The organism is Elusimicrobiota bacterium (assembly GCA_016182905.1).
Classification (GTDB): domain Bacteria; phylum Elusimicrobiota; class Elusimicrobia; order UBA1565; family UBA9628; genus GWA2-66-18.
In genome coordinates, this window is sequence record JACPFR010000038.1 from 20,037 (window position 1) to 37,479 (window position 17,443).

At 70.2% G+C, this 17,443-nt stretch carries 17 protein-coding genes and 1 tRNA gene; 7 read left to right on the top strand and 11 right to left on the bottom strand.

Annotated features, from left to right (window positions below):
* Window position 1: 1 nt before the first annotated feature.
* The 6 genes from HYV14_12575 to HYV14_12600 form a co-directional block, all read right to left on the bottom strand.
* On the bottom strand, window positions 2-1,273 hold the full coding sequence (locus HYV14_12575) for a transglycosylase SLT domain-containing protein (protein ID MBI2386825.1): 1,272 nt from the start codon (window positions 1,271-1,273) through the stop codon (window positions 2-4).
* Between the two features lie 99 nt (window positions 1,274-1,372).
* On the bottom strand, window positions 1,373-1,786 hold the full coding sequence (locus HYV14_12580; protein MBI2386826.1) for a DUF420 domain-containing protein: 414 nt from the start codon (window positions 1,784-1,786) through the stop codon (window positions 1,373-1,375).
* Window positions 1,787-2,191 (bottom strand): hypothetical protein, encoded by a 405-nt coding sequence (locus HYV14_12585; protein ID MBI2386827.1) that lies wholly within the window; start codon window positions 2,189-2,191, stop codon window positions 1,787-1,789.
* Window positions 2,192-2,202: 11 nt separating this feature from the next.
* A complete protein-coding gene (locus HYV14_12590) occupies window positions 2,203-2,964 on the bottom strand; it encodes a chlorite dismutase family protein (GenBank protein MBI2386828.1) in 762 nt (253 codons plus the stop codon).
* 9 nt (window positions 2,965-2,973) lie between these two features.
* The gene (locus HYV14_12595) at window positions 2,974-3,699 is read right to left on the bottom strand and encodes a tetratricopeptide repeat protein (GenBank protein ID MBI2386829.1); all 726 of its coding nucleotides are present in this window, start codon (window positions 3,697-3,699) and stop codon (window positions 2,974-2,976) included.
* A 41-nt stretch (window positions 3,700-3,740) separates the two neighbouring features.
* Entirely contained in the window at window positions 3,741-4,322 is a 582-nt protein-coding gene (locus HYV14_12600) for a response regulator (GenBank protein MBI2386830.1), read from the bottom strand.
* 87 nt (window positions 4,323-4,409) lie between these two features.
* On the opposite strand from HYV14_12600, the gene HYV14_12605 reads away from it, so the two are divergent.
* The 3 genes from HYV14_12605 (at window position 4,410) to HYV14_12615 (ending at window position 7,134) form a co-directional block, all read left to right on the top strand.
* A complete protein-coding gene (locus HYV14_12605) occupies window positions 4,410-5,561 on the top strand; it encodes a hypothetical protein (GenBank protein MBI2386831.1) in 1,152 nt (383 codons plus the stop codon).
* Between the two features lie 24 nt (window positions 5,562-5,585).
* A tRNA-Cys gene (locus tag HYV14_12610) sits at window positions 5,586-5,662 on the top strand.
* 152 nt (window positions 5,663-5,814) lie between these two features.
* Entirely contained in the window at window positions 5,815-7,134 is a 1,320-nt protein-coding gene (locus tag HYV14_12615; GenBank protein ID MBI2386832.1) for a hypothetical protein, read from the top strand.
* Between the two features lie 10 nt (window positions 7,135-7,144).
* On the opposite strand, the gene HYV14_12620 is transcribed toward HYV14_12615, so the two are convergent.
* Window positions 7,145-8,245, bottom strand: a complete 1,101-nt coding sequence (locus HYV14_12620; protein MBI2386833.1) for a VWA domain-containing protein — start codon at window positions 8,243-8,245, stop codon at window positions 7,145-7,147.
* A gap of 371 nt (window positions 8,246-8,616) precedes the next feature.
* Between HYV14_12620 and HYV14_12625 the strand changes: the two genes are divergently transcribed.
* From HYV14_12625 to amrB, 3 genes are all read left to right on the top strand, one after another.
* Window positions 8,617-11,475 carry an insulinase family protein gene (locus tag HYV14_12625; protein ID MBI2386834.1) on the top strand — a complete coding sequence of 953 codons (2,859 nt, stop codon included), beginning with the start codon at window positions 8,617-8,619 and terminating at the stop codon, window positions 11,473-11,475.
* A 124-nt stretch (window positions 11,476-11,599) separates the two neighbouring features.
* Window positions 11,600-12,577 carry a trypsin-like peptidase domain-containing protein gene (locus tag HYV14_12630; GenBank protein ID MBI2386835.1) on the top strand — a complete coding sequence of 326 codons (978 nt, stop codon included), beginning with the start codon at window positions 11,600-11,602 and terminating at the stop codon, window positions 12,575-12,577.
* A 55-nt stretch (window positions 12,578-12,632) separates the two neighbouring features.
* The gene (amrB, locus tag HYV14_12635) at window positions 12,633-13,844 is read left to right on the top strand and encodes an AmmeMemoRadiSam system protein B (protein ID MBI2386836.1); all 1,212 of its coding nucleotides are present in this window, start codon (window positions 12,633-12,635) and stop codon (window positions 13,842-13,844) included.
* 125 nt (window positions 13,845-13,969) lie between these two features.
* On the opposite strand, the gene HYV14_12640 is transcribed toward amrB, so the two are convergent.
* From HYV14_12640 to HYV14_12655, 4 genes are read right to left on the bottom strand one after another with little or no spacing between them, the layout of a single operon-like run.
* A complete protein-coding gene (locus HYV14_12640) occupies window positions 13,970-14,455 on the bottom strand; it encodes a DUF456 domain-containing protein (GenBank protein MBI2386837.1) in 486 nt (161 codons plus the stop codon).
* Window positions 14,452-14,964: a hypothetical protein gene (locus HYV14_12645; protein ID MBI2386838.1), complete on the bottom strand. Its 513-nt coding sequence runs from the start codon at window positions 14,962-14,964 to the stop codon at window positions 14,452-14,454. Before HYV14_12645 ends, HYV14_12640 begins: the two co-directional genes overlap by 4 nt.
* Entirely contained in the window at window positions 14,961-15,233 is a 273-nt protein-coding gene (locus HYV14_12650) for a TMEM165/GDT1 family protein (protein MBI2386839.1), read from the bottom strand. The genes HYV14_12645 and HYV14_12650 overlap by 4 nt, the downstream gene beginning before the upstream one ends.
* A gap of 7 nt (window positions 15,234-15,240) precedes the next feature.
* Window positions 15,241-16,431: a DUF1669 domain-containing protein gene (locus HYV14_12655; protein ID MBI2386840.1), complete on the bottom strand. Its 1,191-nt coding sequence runs from the start codon at window positions 16,429-16,431 to the stop codon at window positions 15,241-15,243.
* A 23-nt stretch (window positions 16,432-16,454) separates the two neighbouring features.
* Between HYV14_12655 and HYV14_12660 the strand changes: the two genes are divergently transcribed.
* Window positions 16,455-17,443: GIY-YIG nuclease family protein (locus HYV14_12660; protein MBI2386841.1), on the top strand; the 989-nt coding region annotated here is incomplete at its 3' end.

Here is a 17,443-nt window from a genome sequence, read left to right on the forward strand (position 1 = left end):
CCTAGGACTGCAGCTTGGGGTCGCCGAGGTACTTGATCCCGCGCGTCAGCCAGACGTCGAGATGGTCGACGCGGCCGTCGCCGTTGCGGTCGCCGAGGCCCATGGCCAGCTTCTTGCTGAACTGGACCCGGCCGACGGCCTCCGACGACTTCGCCAGCACGGAGTTCCTCCCCGTCTTGTCGATCTCCGTGCCCGGGCCGGGGATGACCACGAGCGACTTCCCGCCGTCGCGGATCTCGTAGGAGCCCCCGGGGCCGCCGACGTAGTCGGCGAACCGGTTCACGTCGATCTCCTGCTCCGCGGCGAACCGCGCGACGTGCCGCAGCAGCCCGGGGCCGCGGTTGTAGGCGAGGTCGCCCAGGAACTCGACGACGCGCGGGTTGCTCGGCAGCGCCAGGCCGGCGCCCGCGAAGCGCCGCGCGATCTCCCGGTCCGTCTGCGCCCGGAGCAGGCCTCCGAAGACGATGTTCGTGATGGTATCGTTCTCGACGTTCCTCTCGCCGGCGTAGGCGGCCGCGTGGACCCGCTCGATCTGCATGATGCCCGAGGCCGCGGGGTTCGACGGGACCGTCTGGCGCAGGCCCGACTCGGTCTTCGCCATGTACTTGAGGAAATCGGGCCGTATGCCGAACTCCTGTCCGGCCAGCGCGAAGGCCTGGTCGATCTGCCGCGTCGTCAGGGCCGTCGAGTTGCCCGGAACGGAGAGCTTGGCGTGGATCCTCTCCGACAGGCGCATGTACTCGGCCTTGGTCTCGGGCAGCTTCCGGTCCGGGTCGAGGACCGTCTTGCCCTGGTCGAGCAGGCGGCGGACCCTGTCGTCGAAGGCCTTGCCCGCGAACTGCGCCGTCTCGAACAAGGCGCCGGCGGCGATGGCCTCCTTCGCCTGGGCGCGGAACGCCGCCCAGTTCGCCGCGCCCTCGGCGCTGAGCTTGCCGTCCGCGGCGGACTGGTCGAGGGCCCGCTCGAGGAGCGGGTAAGCGGCCTCGACGGCCGCGGCGCGCCGCTCGCGCGTCGGCAGGGCGCGGATGCGGGCCTCCTCGGCGCGGATCTCGGCGAACAGGGCGGGGTCCTTGGCCGAGAGCTCGTCGACGAGCTCCACGACCACGTCCTCGAACCGCTTCGTCGGCACGAGGGTGGGCTTGGGCGCGGCGACCGGGGCCGGGACGAGACCGAGAAGGGAGTCCGGCAGGACGGCCAACGCGGACCCGGCGGAGCCGTGCGCGGGAAGCGACAGTCCGATCAAGGCGGCGGCCAGCGGCGCGGAAAGACGCATGACTACAGTCTAGGCGCTCCGCCGTCGAGACGGCAGGTTCGGAAGACGCAGGAGCGCCTCGACAATGGGCCCAAGGGGAGGCGGGTCCTTTGGCGCCGCCTACAGGCGGTAGAGCATCCCGTACACGATGACGCCCGTGACGGACACATAGAGCCAGACCGGGAAGGCCCAGCGCGCGGCGCGGCGATGCTCCTCGAACCGGCCCTTGGCCGCGAGGAAAAGCGTCCGCAGGATCAGGGGCAGGACCACGACCGCGAGAACGGTGTGGGTCAGCAGGATCGTCAGATACACGGTCCGGATGGTCCCCGTCTTCTGGAAGCGCACCGAGCCCACGTGGAAGTGATACCACAGGTAGCAGGCCAGGAACAAAGCCGAGCACAGGAAGGCCGCGACCATGGTCCAGCGATGCGCCTCGCGGCGGCCCGTCTTGATCAGCGCCCAACCGGTCAGAAGCAGGACGGCGCAGGTCGCGTTGAGCGAGGCGTTCAGCGCCGGGAACGAGGACAGCTCCACCTAGTCGACTTCCTCGACTTCGACGGACGCGTGCCTGCCCGACGACGGCGCGGGGCCGGTGTTGAAGCGGGGCTTGTGCTTGGCGACGAAGGCGCCGGCGATGTCCTTGAGCTCGTCGACGTCCGCGATGTCGGCGGAGGCGACGTAGTCGAAGTACACGTCCTTCGCGGCGGCGAAGAGCTGGTCGGCGGTCGGCGCGGCCTTGTTGTCCATGTGCGCGGCGAGCGCCTCGTACACCGAGCCGGTCAGCGCGACGCCGACGAACAGCACCTGCGGGTTGCGCTGCTCGTCGAAGGTCACGAACTCGTACACGCCGGGCTTGTGCGGGGCGTGGGACGGCAGGGCGTCCGGCTTGAAGCGGAAGCAGCGTTCGGACATCGCGATGCGGAATTTTCGGGCGGCCATGCTCGGTCTCCTTACGCCTTCTGCGGGGTGCGCCAGATCGCGCGGCCGACGAAGAACGGGCCGAGGTTCTGGATGTACTGGGAGGTCTGCACGGTCGGGCGCATCGTCTCGACGAGCTGCGAGAGCGGCGTGAGGTCCTTGCCGATGAGGCCGATGACGAAGTCGTTGTCGTTCTTGTCGAGGCCGTGGCAGGCCAGGCGGATGTCGGAGGCGGCGCCGATGTCGCCGAACTGGCGTCCTATGACGCCGTGCTCCTTGAGGATCTGCCCCTGCTCGGCCTTCGACAGGCGCGAGAACGCGCCGGTGCGGCGCAGCGGATACCAGACCGCCCACGGCGTCGCGGGGTCCATCGCCATGCGGCGCGGGCGGTGGAGGAGCCAGTCCTCGAGCTTCGGCTCGTAGCCGCTCGCGTAGGTGCGGCCGAGCATGGAGAACTCCCGCTTGACCTCGAGGTCCTTGAACGGCCCGGACGCGAGGTCGCGGCGGAGCTTGGTGACGAACAGCTCGGGCGTCTCGGTCATCGCGAGCACGGCGACGCCGGTCGGGTCGTTGAGCTCCTCGTAGAGGACGCAGTCCACGCCGCAGCCGATGAGGCCGTTGATCAGGAGCTGGGCGTCGCGGCACCCGCTGAACGCGGTCAGCTGCATGTACAGGCGCTTGTCGGAGAGCTGAGGCTGGCCGTCCTTCATGCCGCCTTTCTCGCGCAGGTCGAGGGCGGGAGCGGCGGCTTCGGGCGCGGGCTGGGACGACGGAGGCTGGTGCGGGTGGCTCATGAAGTGAGTCTACTTCTTCCCGTCGCGGCGTGTCGAGGCTTCGTCCTTGTCGAGCTTCGCAAGCGCGGCCTTCGCGTCGGCCTCGACGGAGGAGTCCCTCGGAGCGAGGGACAGCGCGCGCTTCCATTCGACCCGGGCCTTCTCCAGGTCGCCCTTCTGGTAGTGGATGAGCCCCGAGAAGTAGGTCTGCAGGGCCAGGTGCTCGTCCTTCTTCTCGGCGCCGGTCTTCAGGCTCTTCGGGGCCGCGTCCCCCGTCTGCGGCGCCGTCCCGTACAGGACGGCGAGCTTCTCGAGGCCCGCCGTCGCGTCCTTGGCGACGTCCGAGCCGGCGGGCGCCAGCGCCTTCGCCTTGTGCCAGGCCTCCCGCGCCTTCTCGTAGTCCCCCTTCTGGTAATAGACCACGCCCTCCAGGTACGCCTGGTTGGCCTCGGGATGCGGCGGCGCCGCGGTGACGGCCTCCTCGGGCCCCGCCGCGGCGGCCCTCGGCGCGCCCGCGTCGAGCACGCTCAGCCCGAACTCGCAGAAATCGTGCTTCTCGTCGAGCTCGCGGCAGGCGGCCCACTCGCGGCGCGCGTCGTCGGCGCGGCCGCCCCGGAAATGGTCGTAGCCGGCGAGGAAATGGACGTCGGCGCGGGAACGCGCGTCGGGAGAGGCGGGCGCGTCCGAGGCGCGGGCGCTGGGCAGCAGGGAGGCGGCGGCGAAGGCGGCGAGGACGACGAGGGCGGCTCGGATCATGACGTCAGGGTAGCTTCCCCGGCGTTACGGATTCAAGTCGCTCAGTTGAGGAGCTTGTCGATCTCGCCGACGAGGTCGCTCATGTCGAACGGCTTCTGCAGGAACTTGTCGCAGTTCTTCGACAGGAAGTCCTGCTGGGACCCGCTGAGCTTCTTGCCGGAGATCGCGACGATCTTCATCGCCTTCGTCGCGGGGTTCGACTTGAGGATCTGACAGACCTGGAAGCCGTCCATCACGGGCATCATGAGGTCCACGACGAGCAGGTGCGGGAGCTTCTTGCCGACGATGACGAGCGCGTCGACGGGGTTGTTGGCGACCTGCACGGAGTAGCGGTCCTTGTACTTGGTGAAGCCCTTCTCGAGCAGCCGCGTCATCATCGGCTCGTCGTCGAGTATGAGGACCTGCTTGTGCGGGTCCTCGATGTTCGACGGGATCGGCATGTCGTACTTCTTCATGAACACGATGAGCTCGGAGAGCGGGATGCGGCGGTGGCCGCCGGGGGTGACGCGGGCCTTGAGCTTGCCCTTGTTGACCCAATTGATGACGGTCGTGTGGAACACGCCGCACAGACGCGCGACCTCGAACGTCGTGAACGTCTTCTCGCCGAATTCTCCAGTGGTCATATCATGGATACTAATACTTTTGACCCCGGGGCTCAATAGTTCTTTCGGCCCATGACGGCGCATTACTTTCCGCCCATACTCATCGGGATGAGAACCGTCCCGCTCGCGCCGGCGCTGGCCCTCCTCCTGGCGCTCCCCGCCGGCGCCCAGGTCCGGGCCGGCCGCGTCATCCCGCTGCCGGCGTCGGCGGCCTCGGCCTCGATCCACCCGGCCCTGCTCTCCCCGGACGGCCCGGGAGGCGGCCCCCTGGCCGGCCTCCTCGCCGACGGAGCCGCGCGGATCGCCGCGGCCGCGCGCGCGCCGTCGCCCGGCCCCGCCCCCGCCGCCGCGGTCCTGAAGGCCATGGCCGCCGGCGACCCGGCCGAGCGCGCCGCCGCGTCCGTGCTGGCGCGCGCCCTCTCCGACACCCGCGAGACCGCCGCTCTGCTCATCCGCGTCCCCGCTTTGGCCGGCACCGACATCCCCTCCCTCGCCGCGCGCCGCACTCCGCTCGGCGACGCGGCCGGGCTCGCCCGGGCCGCCCGCCTCGACGCCTCCGTCTCCTTTCTGTTCGACGGCCGCGTCGCCGGGACCGTGGAGCCGCCCGAGGGAGCGGTCCTCGAGGGCGAGGATCTTCTCTGGCGGGGCGAACTGACGCCCGCTCTCGGACGAGGCTTCTTCGGAGTGGTCCACCCCCATCCCTCCGTCGAGGGCGCCATCGTCAAGACCGATCTGCCGCGCAAGCTCGGCGCGCTCGGCGAGCCCGCGGAGATGGGACGCTGGCGCATGGAGAAGGACCGGAACGCCGCGCTCGCCGCCGCGAGCATCGGAGCCGGGCCGCGAATCCTCGGCTCGGGGACGGTGGACGGCCGTCCCGCCCTCGTCAAGGAGCGGATCTACGGCGACACCGTCGAGCGCATGCTCGAGGACGACGCCTTCGGCTCCGAGGAGCACGGTCTGCTCCAGGACCTGTTCCTGCGCATCGCCCGCTCCGGCTTCTCCTTCGTCGATCCGCGCCCCGGCAACGTGATGATCGGCCGGACTATGGCGGACCCGGTCCGGCGCGCCTACCTCGTCGACGGCGGGGAAGCCTTCACCCCGCGGGCTCAAGCGACCGTCATCGACCGTCTGGAGCGGCTGTTCGGCGTCCTGCGCGAGCTCACTCATCAGGACCATCTGCTCAAGCGCTTCGACAAGGTCCACTTCGCCGCTCCCGTGCCGCCCGACGAGGGCATGCCGGGAGTGATGAAGAAGCCCTAGATATTTCTGTATAATCCCCTTGACGGTGCGATACCCAAGTGGTCCAAGGGGATGGTCTGCAAAACCATTATTCGCGGGTTCGAATCCCGCTCGCACCTCCAGTTTAGGCGTTCTTCGACGAGGGACAATCCCGCGGCTTCGTTCGCGATCGCGGTCGATTGTCCCTTTTTGTTCCAAGCGTCTAGGCCCTTCGCTCGCGCCGCCGGGCCTTTCGCCTCATGACACTGACGCCGATCATAGGTATTCTTAACGCATGCTCGCGATCGCCCTCGTCTTGTCCTCCGTCTCCGCCGCCGCCGTCGTGCGCCTGCCCGCGGCCCCGACGTCGCTCGCGCCCGCCGCGCCGGTCGCCGCGCCGTCCTCCCTGTCCGCCGGCCTCTCCCCGGCGTTCGTCCCGGCGCCGGTCGCCGCCGCCTCACTGAGCGTCCTTCCCGCGGCTTCGGCGCCTGCCGCGCCCGGTCTTGCGGCGCCCGCCGCCGCGGCCCCCGCGGCGGCCGCCCCCGGCGACGCCTTCCTCGGAGGCTGGCGCGAGACCCCGGTCGCCAGCGCGGCGGACGGCACGCCTCTCCATTTCGAGACGCGCGGACCCGTCCAGGCCGCCGCGCCCGCCCTTTTCGTCGGCGGGCTCACGATGGCGGACAGCCTGCGCCCCCTGGCCGACGCCCGCCCGCGCCGGGCCCAGGCCTACCTGCGCCTGCGCGGGCACCCGCCGAGCGGCTGGGTCCGGGGGGCGGACGTGCTCGACGCCGACGCGCGCGATCTGGCGCGCGCCGTGATCGAGACCGCCGCGCGCTTCCGCTCCAAGGGCGTGACGCTCGTCCTGCACTCCTATGCCGGACTCGCCTTCCAGCGCATGGTCCAGCTCGAGGCCGACCCCGAGGTCGATCGAGCCCTCGCGCTCCTTTCCCGCGGGCGCGTGGACCTCGTCACCACCACCAGCCGCCGAGCGGGCGACCCCGGCTCCTGGGGTCCGGACTATCAGGCCGCCGCGCAGGCGCTGTCCGCGGCGACCGGCTGGCTGGACTCCGTCGACGCGCAGACGCGCGCGTTCCAGGACGCCGCGCGCTGGAACCCGCTGCTGGCGCCCGTCTCCACCATCGGGGGCGCCGCGTGGGAGGAGACGCGAGCGCGGGCGTTCGCGGCCGCGGTGCAGCCTTTCCTCGACACGGCGCGCCCGCACCTCGAGCACGGCTGGTCTTCCTCCCGGCCCGGCACGCGGGAGACGCTGCAGGCCCGCGCGCGCGAGGACGCCCGGCATCCGGACTGGAACGAGGCGATCCTGAGGCGCTCGCTGGCGGTGGGACGGCTCGACTTCACTCCCGCGGACGCGCAGCGTCTGCGCGCGCGCGGCGTCCGCCTGCTCGTCGTCGTCGCCGACCAAGACCAGCTCCTGACCTGGCCGGTCCGCCGGCTGCTCCTCGAGGCGCTCGGCATCCCGTCCCCGGCGGCCGAGCCGCCGGCCGGCGCCGAGCTGTCGGATCCGTCCGGCCTGTTCGTCGCTCGGATCGTCTCCGGCGACCACTACCTGCCCGTCAAGGACCCCGGCGGTCTCGCCGCCGCGCTGTCGCTCTAGAAGGCCCCGGCTAGTAGACGATCCCTTTCTTCGCGGCCTGCGCCTTCAACGCGTCCACCAGGCGCGTGTCGAAGGAATCCGCGCGCCTCGCCCCCGACTGCTTCTTCAGCCAGGAGGCGCGCCGCGCGGCCAGCCCGTCCATCTCGCTCTTGAGCTTTTTCCGCTCCGCGGAGATCTCCTGAAGACGGGCCTCGCGCTTCTCCGCGGGGATCTCGCGCAGGGCGTCGGGCAGCTCGTCGGCCTTCACGTCCTTGAGCGCCACGCGGTTCTCGGCGACGGCCGCCGCCAGGTCGGACTCGGAGTCGAAGCCCTTGCGCGCCTTGTACTCGGCACGCTCCGCCGCGGCCGGCGCCGACGCCATGCCGCGCACCGACGCCGCGAGCAGCCCCGCCGCGCCCGCCGCGGCCTTGCCCCGGCCGAACGCCAGCCCCGTGCCCTCGAGCTTGGCCGACAAGGACGCCATCCGGTCGTCGAACGGGGTCGACACCGCGATCATGCCGCCGTCCTGGGGCACCGGAAGCAGCCGGCCCTCTCCCATCCGGGCGATATGGTCGAAGGCGACGGCCGCCTGGCCGTCGGTCCCGCACTGCACGGAGTTGACGATCAGGCCGCGGCGCACCGCCTTCTGCATCACGGCGGCGAGCGTCGGCGCCTCGGGGTAGTTCTCGTGCGGGGGCGCGTCGCCGACCAGGTAGACGACCTTGAAGGTCTTGGGGTCCGCGCTCCAGGAGATCTTCGTCGCCGCGTCGTCGAGCGCCGCGATCACGTGCTCCGGCGTGTCCCCGCCGCCCTCGGCGGACAAAGTCATCAGGTCCTTGTACGTGTTGTCGAGGTTCTCGGACAGGTCGAAGACCTTGGTGACGTAGGAATCGCCTTTGTCCTTGAACGCGACCAGGCCCATCTTCACCCGCGGGGCCGGGCGGCCCTTCGAGATCTCGTTGGCGATGGCCCAGATGCGCTGCTTGGCGCCCTCGATGAGCCCGCTCATGCTCGAAGTGGTGTCGATGACGAACACGACCTCGACGCTGGGCCGGGCGGCGGTCTCCGCCGCTCCGGCAAAAGAAACGGCGGCCAGAAGGGCCGCCGCGACGAGTCCGAATCGAGTTTTCATTTTCCTGCCTCCCCCGGCGCTAAGCCGTTGTCGCTGGGACCCGGGCCCGGCGGAGATGTTCCCTAGGCCCAATTCCTGAGGCGTAATGGGTCATCGGTCCCAAGGATAACCAGACTATGACCGCTATCATCTCCCTATATATGAAGACGCTCAGCGCCTCGCTTGCGTTGCTTTTGACTTTACAGCCGTTCGCGCAAGCGCAAGTGATCGGGACACGCGCCGGTCAAGCGTCGTTGGTCCCGAGCATCAGCCTCCCCTCCCTGAATTCCGGTCTTTCCTTGAATACTCCCTCCGTTGCCGTTCAAAATCCGTCGTCGTCGCTGTCTCCGTCACTCGCCGTCCCTTCCCTCGCCCCCTCTCTATCTGTCATCATGCCCGCCGCAGTCGCCGCCCGGCCCGTCGCCCCGGCAGCCGTCAAAGCCATGGAACCCATCAAGCCCGCTCTCGCTTTGCCCATCCTCCAGTCCGCCGCCGCGACGCCCGACCAACCCGAGGCCTCGGGCCGCGCTTTCGACGGTGAAGCCGCGAAGCGGCCCGCGGACGACGCGCTCCCCGTGCCCGCGTCAGGCGCGGAGTCCGCGGCTCCGAGTCTTGCTCTTCCAGTGAAGACCTTCACCCTCGCGAACGGTCTCAAGGTCGTGGTGCACACCGACAAAACGAGCCCCGTCGTCGCCGTCTCCATCACCTACAAGGTCGGCTCCCAGAACGAGACCCCCGGCCTCTCCGGCTTCGCCCACCTCTTCGAGCACCTGATGGCCCAGGGCACGAAGTCCCTCAAGCCGCGCGAGATCTCCCACCTCATCGAGTCCAACGGCGGCGTGCGCAACGCCTACACGATGCGCTCCAACACGACCTATCATTCCGTGGTGCCCAAGAGCGCGCTGAAGACCGTCCTCTGGGCCGAGGCGGAGCGCATGTCCACCCTCGACGTGGACGACCGCGCGCTCGCCCTCGAGAAGCAGGTCGTGCTCGAGGAGATGCGCCTGCGCTACATCAACTCCGCCTACGCGAAGGCCCGGGACGCGGGCATGGCCGAGACCGCGTTCGGAAAATGGGAGAACCAGCACACGACGATCGGCGAGGCCGAGGACGTGCGCAACGCCCGTCTTTCGGACGTCCGCGCCTTCTACCTCGCGCACTACGCCCCGAACAACGCGGTGCTCTCCTTGGCCGGCGACGTCACCGAGGCCGAGGCCCGCGAGCTCGCGGAGCGCTTCTTCGGCCCCCTCGCGCCGCGCGAGATCGCCCCCGCCCCCGACCTGAACGAGCCGCGCATGACCGGCGAGACCCGCCGCGTGATCGACGATAAGTTCGCCAAGGTCCCCCTGCTGATGACGGCCTGGAACGCCCCCGCCCGCGGCACCAAGGACTACTGGGCGCTGACCGTGCTCGGCGAGATCCTGGGCGCCGGCGAGGACAGCCCGCTGTACCGCACCCTCGTCAAGGACGCCAAGGTCGCCCTCACCGTGAACACCAATTTCCCGTGGTGGACCGGCCCGTTCAACCCCGGCGGCCCGGACCTGTTCGGCCTGATGGCCTCGCTCAAGCCCGGAGCCGGCGTGGACGCGGTGCTGAGCCTGACCGACGCGGTGCTCGCGAAGATGGCCGCCGAGGGCCCGACCCCGGAGCAGCTCGCCGCCGCGAAGACGACGATGGAGCTCTCCTGGACGAAGGACCTCGAGCAGCTCATCGACCGCGCCAAGACCATGGGCTCCTACGCCGCGATGGTCGGCGACCCGCAGGACCTGTCGCGCGACTTCGCCCAGCTGATGTCGATCACCGCGTCCGACATCAAGGCCGCCCTCAACGAGTGGATCGTCGGAAAAGGCCGCGCCGTCGTCGAGGCCCGCCCGGCGCCGGAGCTGGCGCTGGCGGCCGACGTCCCGACGCCGAAGGTCCCCGAGCAGAAGCCCCGGCCCGAGGGCGACCCGCGCCCCGAGATCGACGCCCAGCGCCCCGCGCAGGTGCCGGCGCTCGAGCGCTTCACCCTCTCCAACGGCCTGAAGGTCGTGTTCACGCGCGACTCGCGCCTGCCCCTGCTCGAGGCGCGCCTGTCCATCCCCGCGGGACGCACCGCCGAGCGCGCCGGCGAGGACGGCCTGTCCGCCGCCGTGTCCGAGCTGCTCCTGCAGGGCGCCGAGGGCAAGGACGCCCGCGCCCTGTCCGCCGCTTTCGCGGCGCTGGGCTGGAAGCTCGACGTGGGCCGCGGCCTCGAGAGCCTGAACGTCGACGCCGCGGGCCTGTCGCGCAACGCCGCTTCCTTCTTTAAGGAGCTGGCCCTCGTGCTCTCCAAGCCCACCTTCCCCGAGGACGAGGTCTCCCTCTGGAAGGAGAACAAGGTCTCGGAGATGGCCATCCAGCGCTCCAAGCCCGACTTCATGGCCTCCGAGCGCATGAAGGCGGAGCTGTTCGGCGCGCATCCGTACGGGCGCCCCGCGCTCAGCGACGCCCAGATCGAAGCCATCACGCGCGAGAAGACCGCCGCGTTCGCGCGCCGCGCCCTGGCCGCGAACGGAGCCACCTTGGTGCTCGCCGGCGACGCCGACCCGGTCAAGCTCCGCGCCGACCTCGAGGCCGCCTTCGCCGGCTGGAAGGGCGCGTCGGCCCTCATCGAAACGCCCTCGTTGCCCGCGCCCGGGGACGCGCGCCTCGCCCTCGTCGACCGCCCCGGCTCCAAGCAGGCCAACCTGACGGTCTCGCAGATGATCGCGCTCGCGCCGACCGACCCCGACTACCTCGCCTTCCTGGTGATGAACCAGATCCTCGGCGGGTCGGCCACCTCGCGCCTGTTCGTGAACCTGCGCGTGGACAAGGGCTACACCTACGGCGCCTACTCCCGCCCGCAGATCCTCGAGAAGGGCGTGCTGTGGACCGCCTCGGCCGAGGTGCGCAACGAGGTCGCCGCCCCCGCCTTGGCCGAGATGCGCAAGGAGATCGCCGGGATGCGCGACGGCCTCGTCGCCGAGGCTACGCTCGGCGCGGTCAAGCGCTACCTCGCCGGCCTGTTCCTGCTGAAGCTGTCCTCGATCGACTACTCCGCCGACTCGCTGGCCGCCTACGAGCGCAACAAGCAGTCGGCCGAGCGCGAGCTGGAGTCCTACCTCGAGCGCCTCGACGCCCTGACCCCCGAGGACATCCGCCGGGTCGCCCGGAAGTACCTCGACCCGTCGAAGATGGTCACCGTCGCCGTCGGCGACGAGGCCGCCCTGCGCCCCGCGCTGAAGCCTTGAAGCCCCGCCGCGCGTCCGGACCATAGGGCCTATTAAATAATAGGTCTAAAGTCCTTTTTTTGCTTGACTCATCACCAAGCCTTTGCTGAAATCCGGCTGTAGCATCCTGGTGAGGAGGTATCAAATGAAGAGACTCATGGTTACGGCGGTCGCGATCGCGGCCGCCCTGCGCCTGGCCGTCCCGGCCTTCGCGCAAGTCGACGGGCAGGTCATCTACGGCTCCGACGACCGCATCGATCTGTACCAGACCGAGAACGCGAAGCTGCGCTCGATGGCCGACTCGACGGTGGCCCTCGTGCAGGCCGGCTCGGTCAAGTCCGAGGGCGCGACGTCGCGCCTGGACACCGAGCCCTACGGCACGGGCAACGGCCTCTGCAAGGACGAGCCCTTCTACGACCAGGTCACCGCCGCCTTCTGCTCGGGCTCGCTCGTAGCGCCGGACATCATCATGACGGCCGGCCACTGCATCACCTCCGACTCCTCCTGCGCCAACACGAAGTTCGTGTTCGGCTTCGCGGTCAAGGAGAAGGGCAAGATGCCGACCTCCGTCGCGACCAAGGACGTCTACGGCTGCAAGCAGCTGCTCGGCCGCGAGCAGGTCAACGACGGCGCCGACTGGGCGCTGATCAAGCTCGACCGCGCGGTGAGCGGCCACGCGCCCCTCAAGCTGAACCAGACCGGCGTGATCGCCAACAAGACCCCGATCGTCGTCATCGGCCACCCGGCCGGCCTGCCGACGAAGATCGCCGGAGGCTCGGAGGTCCGCGACAACTCGAAGAACGGCTACTTCGTGGCCAACCTCGACACGTACGGCGGCAACTCCGGCTCGGCGGTCTTCAACGCCAGGACCGGCCTCATCGAGGGCATCCTGGTCCGCGGCGAGACCGACTACGTGTACCGCGGCTCCTGCCGCGTCTCCAACGTCTGCACCTCGGACGGCTGCCGCGGCGAGGACGTGACCAAGATCAACGAGGTCACGGCCAAGCTCCCCGGCGCCCGCCATCGCGGCCGCGTGGCCGAGATGGGACCGTCGTTCGCGTCTTTGCTCCAGTCGATCGGCGCGGCCGGCGACACCGCCTCCGTCCAGTCGTCGAGGCCCTAACATTCCGCTCGGACCCGAGTCGCCGCTTCCAGCCTTGCGCGCAAGGCTGGAAGCGGTGCCGGCCGAGGAGGACGGCAAGCCGGTCTTCGTCCTCCGCGACCTCGAGGAGCTGACCGAGAAGCCGCTCGCGCTGTCGGGCGGCGGCATGCTCCTCGCCTCTCTCCTCGACGGCAGCCGCACCGCCGCGCAGGTGCGCGAGGAATTCCTCCAGACCGCCGGTGCCGAGCTCGAGGTAGCGGTCATATTGGGCCTCGTCAACGCCTTGGACGAGGCCGGCTATCTCGAGACCCCGGCCGTCGCCGAGAAGCGGGAGAAGGCCCTCGAGCATTTCCGCGGCAACCCGAAGCGCCCGGCCATGTTCGCCGGCACGTCCTATCCGGCGGAGTCCCTCCCGCTCGACGCGAAGCTCGGGACCCTCTTCACCGGCGAGCGCGGCCCCGGCAAGCTCAAGAGCGAGTCTCCCGCGAAGGCCGCGCCGCTGGGCCTGGTCGCCCCCCACATCGATTTCACCCGCGGCGGCCCCGCCTACGCCTGGGCCTACCAGGCGCTGTCGGAGCGCAAGGCGCCCGACGTCGTCGTGGCCCTCGGCGTCGCGCACGCCTCGCCGAACTCCCCCTGGGTGTTCACGCCCAAGGCCTACGAGACGCCGTTCGGCCCGATGGACATCGACGACGAGCTGTACGCGAAGCTGTCGACCCAGGTCTGGTACGAGCCCCGCGCCGACGAATGGGCGCACAAGCACGAGCACTCCCTCGAGTTCCAGGCCGTCTGGCTCAAGTACCTCTGGCGCGAGAAGACCCCGAAATGGGTGCCGATCCTCGTCTCGACCTTCGAGCGCTTCTCCCCCGACGAGGCGCCCTCGAAGATCCCCACGATCGAGAAGGGCATCAAGGACCTCGGCGCCGTCCTCAAGGCCGAGATCGCGAAAGGCCGCTCGGTGACCATCGTGTGCGGCATCGACCTGGCCCACGTCGGCCCGCGCTTCGGCGACGACCTGGAGCTCACCCCCGAGCTCGAGAAGAAGATCGAATCCGAGGACCGCCAGTCCCTCGTCGACGCGATGGCCCTCGACGCCGACGGCTTCTACAAGTCCGTCGTGGCCGACGGCCACTGGCGCAAGGTGTGCGGCCTGTCGGCCCTGTACACCGGCCTGCGCCTGATGAAGATGATCGGGGCGACCCAGCCCGGGCGCCTCCTCGCCTACGGCCAGGCGCCCGACCCCGCGGGCGGCATCGTGTCCTTCGCGTCCGCGATCTACGACAAGTGAACGGCCAACGGCAAAGGCCCCTGTTCCCAATCTGCGTCAAGACCGGTTTCCCCGGTCCTTGCGCATAAAAACTACGCCTTCGGGCGCGATCTATACCACGATCGCTGACTGTCCTCTAAGGATAGTCAGTTGATCAGGAAGTCGGCGACGAGCCAGGCGGCCATGAAGAGCGCGAGCCCGAGGCGCAGGATCGTGCCGACGAGCATGCCCAGGCCCGCGCCGACGCCCGCCTTGAGGGCGTCGTTGAGCGCCTTGCGGTCGAAGAGCATCTCGCAGATGACCGCGCCCGCGACGCCGCCGAAGAGGAGGCCGAGCGGGCCGAAGAACAGCCCGACGGCGGCGCCGACGCCGGCGCCGAGCATGGCCCAGCGGCCGCCGCCGAAGCGCTGGACGCCGAACACCCCGCAGGCCGCGTCCACCACGACGGTCAGCGCGGCGAGGACGGCCAGCGCGGCGATCGTCCACAGCGAGACCCAGCCCGGGAGCAGCCAGCGATGGAGGACCGCGGCGACGAGGATCAGCGGCGCTCCGGGCAAGGCGGGCAGGACCGAGCCCGCGACACCGGCGAGCATCAGCAGAGCCGCCAATATCCAGACGATCTCAGGCGTCATTTGAGTCCCTCCCGGAGCAGGCGCACGCCGAAGGACAGGAACAGGACGATCATGCCGCGCGAGCAGAAGTCCGCGACGCGCTCGCCCAACGGGCGCGGCGCCTCGGCGTCGAGGAGCTCCCCGTCGAGGAAGCGGGGCGCGCGCTTGCGGTGCAGCCAGGCGTTGACGGCCAGGACCAGCCCGCAGACCGTGAAGAAGATCCCGCCGAACAGGGCCTCGCGCCCGGCGCCGCGCCCGGCGAACGGGGCGCGGCCCGTCGCGGCGAGGACGAGCAGGACGAGCCCGGCCCCGGCGAAGAAGACCCCGCCCGCGCGGTAGGCGAGCACGAGGCGGCGGCGGCGCGGCTCCTCGTCGCGGACGGGCTCGGGGGCGCCGACGGCGGCGCGCCACTGGCGTTCCCAGGAGAGCGCGTCCTCGGCGCTGCGGCGGGCGCCGGCGGCCAGGGAGACGCCCATCAAGGAGAAGAGGGCGCCGGCGAAAGCCGTCCATTCACGGGCGAGATCGATCAATCCTTGTTGAACCACATGAACACGCCGATGCCGACGAACAGCAGGGCCGCGCCGCGGCGGATGTAGACCTCGGGGACGACGCGCACGATGCCCTCGCCGAAGACGACGCCGAGGCCGGTCACGGCCGCCAGGGCGGCGGTGCCGCCCAGGAACACCGACAGCGGCTGCTTGGTCGAGGCGGAGAGGTTCACCGCGGCGAGCTGGGTCTTGTCGCCCATCTCGGCGAGGAAAAGGGTCACGAAGGTCGTCGCGAAGACTTTGAAGTCCATCCCGCGATTATAAGCTTTTCGGGGCGGGAAGTTCCTCGGGGGCGGGCGCGTGGCCCTGCGCCCAGACCGCGGCGAACTCGCCGCCGAACGCGGCGACCTCGCCCGGGAAAGTCGTGAACAGGTCGTTCTCGAAGTTGTACAGCTCGGCGTTCTGGGAGAAGTTGTAGGAGCCGCTCATCAGCATGGCGCCGTCGAAGAGCGCGTACTTGTGGTGCATGGCGCCCGTGCCGTCGCGCCCGGAGCTCAGGCGCAGGCCCACGCCGGCGTTCGACAGGGAGAGCATCGCCTGGGAGCGGCGGGACTGGGAGGAGTCCCCGACGACGCGCACGACGACCCCCCGGGCCTTGGCCGCGGCCAGCGCGTCGGCCACTCGCTGGGCGTAGAAGCTGAAGATAAGGACGTCGATGGTCCGCTTCGAGCGGCCGATCGCGTCGACGAGCAGGTCCTCGACCCCGCCCTGCGGCGAGAAGGCGTAGCGCGGGTACTTGCCGCCCGCGAAGGAGACGGGCTTGAGGGGGTCGGCGGGCGGGGCGCCGACGCCGCCCTTGGAGAGCCCCCACATCCAGGTCCAGTTCCGGGTGAAGCCCTCGATGAGGGCCTTGTCCGTCTTGAAGACGGCGTTCTCGAAGTTCTTGGTGTCGGCCGCCCGCGTCCAGTTGAAGGAGCCGGTCATCAGGAGCGCGCCGTCGAAGACGGCGAACTTGTGGTGCATGATGCCGTACGAGCCGCCGCCGTTGAGCAGCTTGATCGGCACGCCCGCGTCGACGAGCGCCTGGTACTCCGCGGAAGGCCCGGAGCCGGCCCCGGGCGCGGCGGGCTTGGTGTGGCCCTCGTCGTAGATCATGCGGACGTCGACGCCGCGGGCCTTGGCGCGCAGGAGGGCGTCGGCGACCTCGCTCAGGCGCAGGTCGTAGATCGCGAGGAGCAAGGTCTTGTCGGTGCGGTCGATGGCGGCGACCAAGGACTCGGGTATGCGGTCGCTGCGGCTGAACTGGACGCCCTTGATCGACAGGCCCTTGAACGAGACGACCGGGACCGCCGGGATCGCGGCGAACGCGGGGAAGGAGGGAGCCGGAGGAGGGAGCGCCGGCAGCAGGGGAACGGGGAACGCGGAAGTCCAGGAGGCATCGGGAAGGCCCGCCCGAGACGGCGAACCCGCGGCCAGCAGGAGGGCGAGGGCGCCTCCCAATATCTTCACACCGCGAGGATAGGCCTTTCCTCATGGGCCCGCATGGGCCGCAGGGCCCACGCCATCCCGGGTCTAAAGACCTACCCTCCCCCGTCTGGACGGACGCCGATAGGACTGCTAGGATTGAGACGGTGAAGACCCCGAGGGAGTGGTCCGTGTACCTGGTGCGCTGCGCCGACAAGAGCCTGTACACCGGGATCGCCAAGGACGTCAAGGCGCGCGTCGCCGCCCACAACCTGGGCAAGGGCGCGGCGTACACGCGCAGCCGCAAGCCGGTCCGCCTCGTCTACCATCGCAACGGGCTGACCCGCTCGTCCGCGCTGATCGAGGAGGCCCGGATCAAGGCCCTCGAGCGGACCGAGAAGCTCGCCTTCCTCAAGCAGGCGGGCAAGGCCGCCGGACGCGCCGCCGCCGCCGTGGCCCTGCTGTGGGCGCTCGCCGCCCCTGCGCGCGCGATCCCGGTGTTCAATAAGGAAAACGGGATCAGCCTGTCGTCGGCGACCCCGCAGGCGTTCACCGGCGAGAACACGGTCGCCGGCGGCGCCTACACCAACCTGCGCATGTACTACCTCCCCGCGATCTCGAGCGGCGCGCCCCACGCGAGCTCCGGCACGGCGATCCTGTCGGCGACCTCGACCGACGGCGTGACCTGGGTCAAGGAGACCGGCATCCGCGTGGACACGAACACCGTGCCCTCGGTGTCGGCCAGCTCGATCACGGGCGCGGCGATCCAGCCGCTGACGGGCGGGGGCTTTCGCATGCTGTACTCGATCGTATCGACGACGGGCTCCTTCCGCGTCCACAGCGCGACCTCGGCCGACGGCCTGGCCTGGGCGAACGAGACGGCCGAGGTGGTCAACGGCTCGAACACCTACGTCGGCGTGCCGCGCCTCGTCGTCCTCACCTCGGGCGACTGGCGGATGTACTACACGCGAGACTTCAACGGCGGCGACGACCTCCCCGACCGGCGGATCTTCACCGCCCTCTCCACCGACCAGGGTGCCACCTGGGGCGCCTCCTC

Coding starts and splice junctions, on each gene's coding strand:
- HYV14_12575 (MBI2386825.1), bottom strand. CDS start 1,273: ATGCGTCTTTCCGCGCCGCTGGCCGCCGCCTTGATCGGACTGTCGCTT.
- HYV14_12585 (MBI2386827.1), bottom strand. CDS start 2,191: ATGGCCGCCCGAAAATTCCGCATCGCGATGTCCGAACGCTGCTTCCGC.
- HYV14_12590 (MBI2386828.1), bottom strand. CDS start 2,964: ATGAGCCACCCGCACCAGCCTCCGTCGTCCCAGCCCGCGCCCGAAGCC.
- HYV14_12595 (MBI2386829.1), bottom strand. CDS start 3,699: ATGATCCGAGCCGCCCTCGTCGTCCTCGCCGCCTTCGCCGCCGCCTCC.
- HYV14_12600 (MBI2386830.1), bottom strand. CDS start 4,322: ATGACCACTGGAGAATTCGGCGAGAAGACGTTCACGACGTTCGAGGTC.
- HYV14_12605 (MBI2386831.1), top strand. CDS start 4,410: ATGAGAACCGTCCCGCTCGCGCCGGCGCTGGCCCTCCTCCTGGCGCTC.
- HYV14_12615 (MBI2386832.1), top strand. CDS start 5,815: ATGCTCGCGATCGCCCTCGTCTTGTCCTCCGTCTCCGCCGCCGCCGTC.
- HYV14_12620 (MBI2386833.1), bottom strand. CDS start 8,245: ATGAAAACTCGATTCGGACTCGTCGCGGCGGCCCTTCTGGCCGCCGTT.
- HYV14_12625 (MBI2386834.1), top strand. CDS start 8,617: ATGCCCGCCGCAGTCGCCGCCCGGCCCGTCGCCCCGGCAGCCGTCAAA.
- HYV14_12630 (MBI2386835.1), top strand. CDS start 11,600: ATGAAGAGACTCATGGTTACGGCGGTCGCGATCGCGGCCGCCCTGCGC.
- HYV14_12640 (MBI2386837.1), bottom strand. CDS start 14,455: ATGACGCCTGAGATCGTCTGGATATTGGCGGCTCTGCTGATGCTCGCC.
- HYV14_12650 (MBI2386839.1), bottom strand. CDS start 15,233: ATGGACTTCAAAGTCTTCGCGACGACCTTCGTGACCCTTTTCCTCGCC.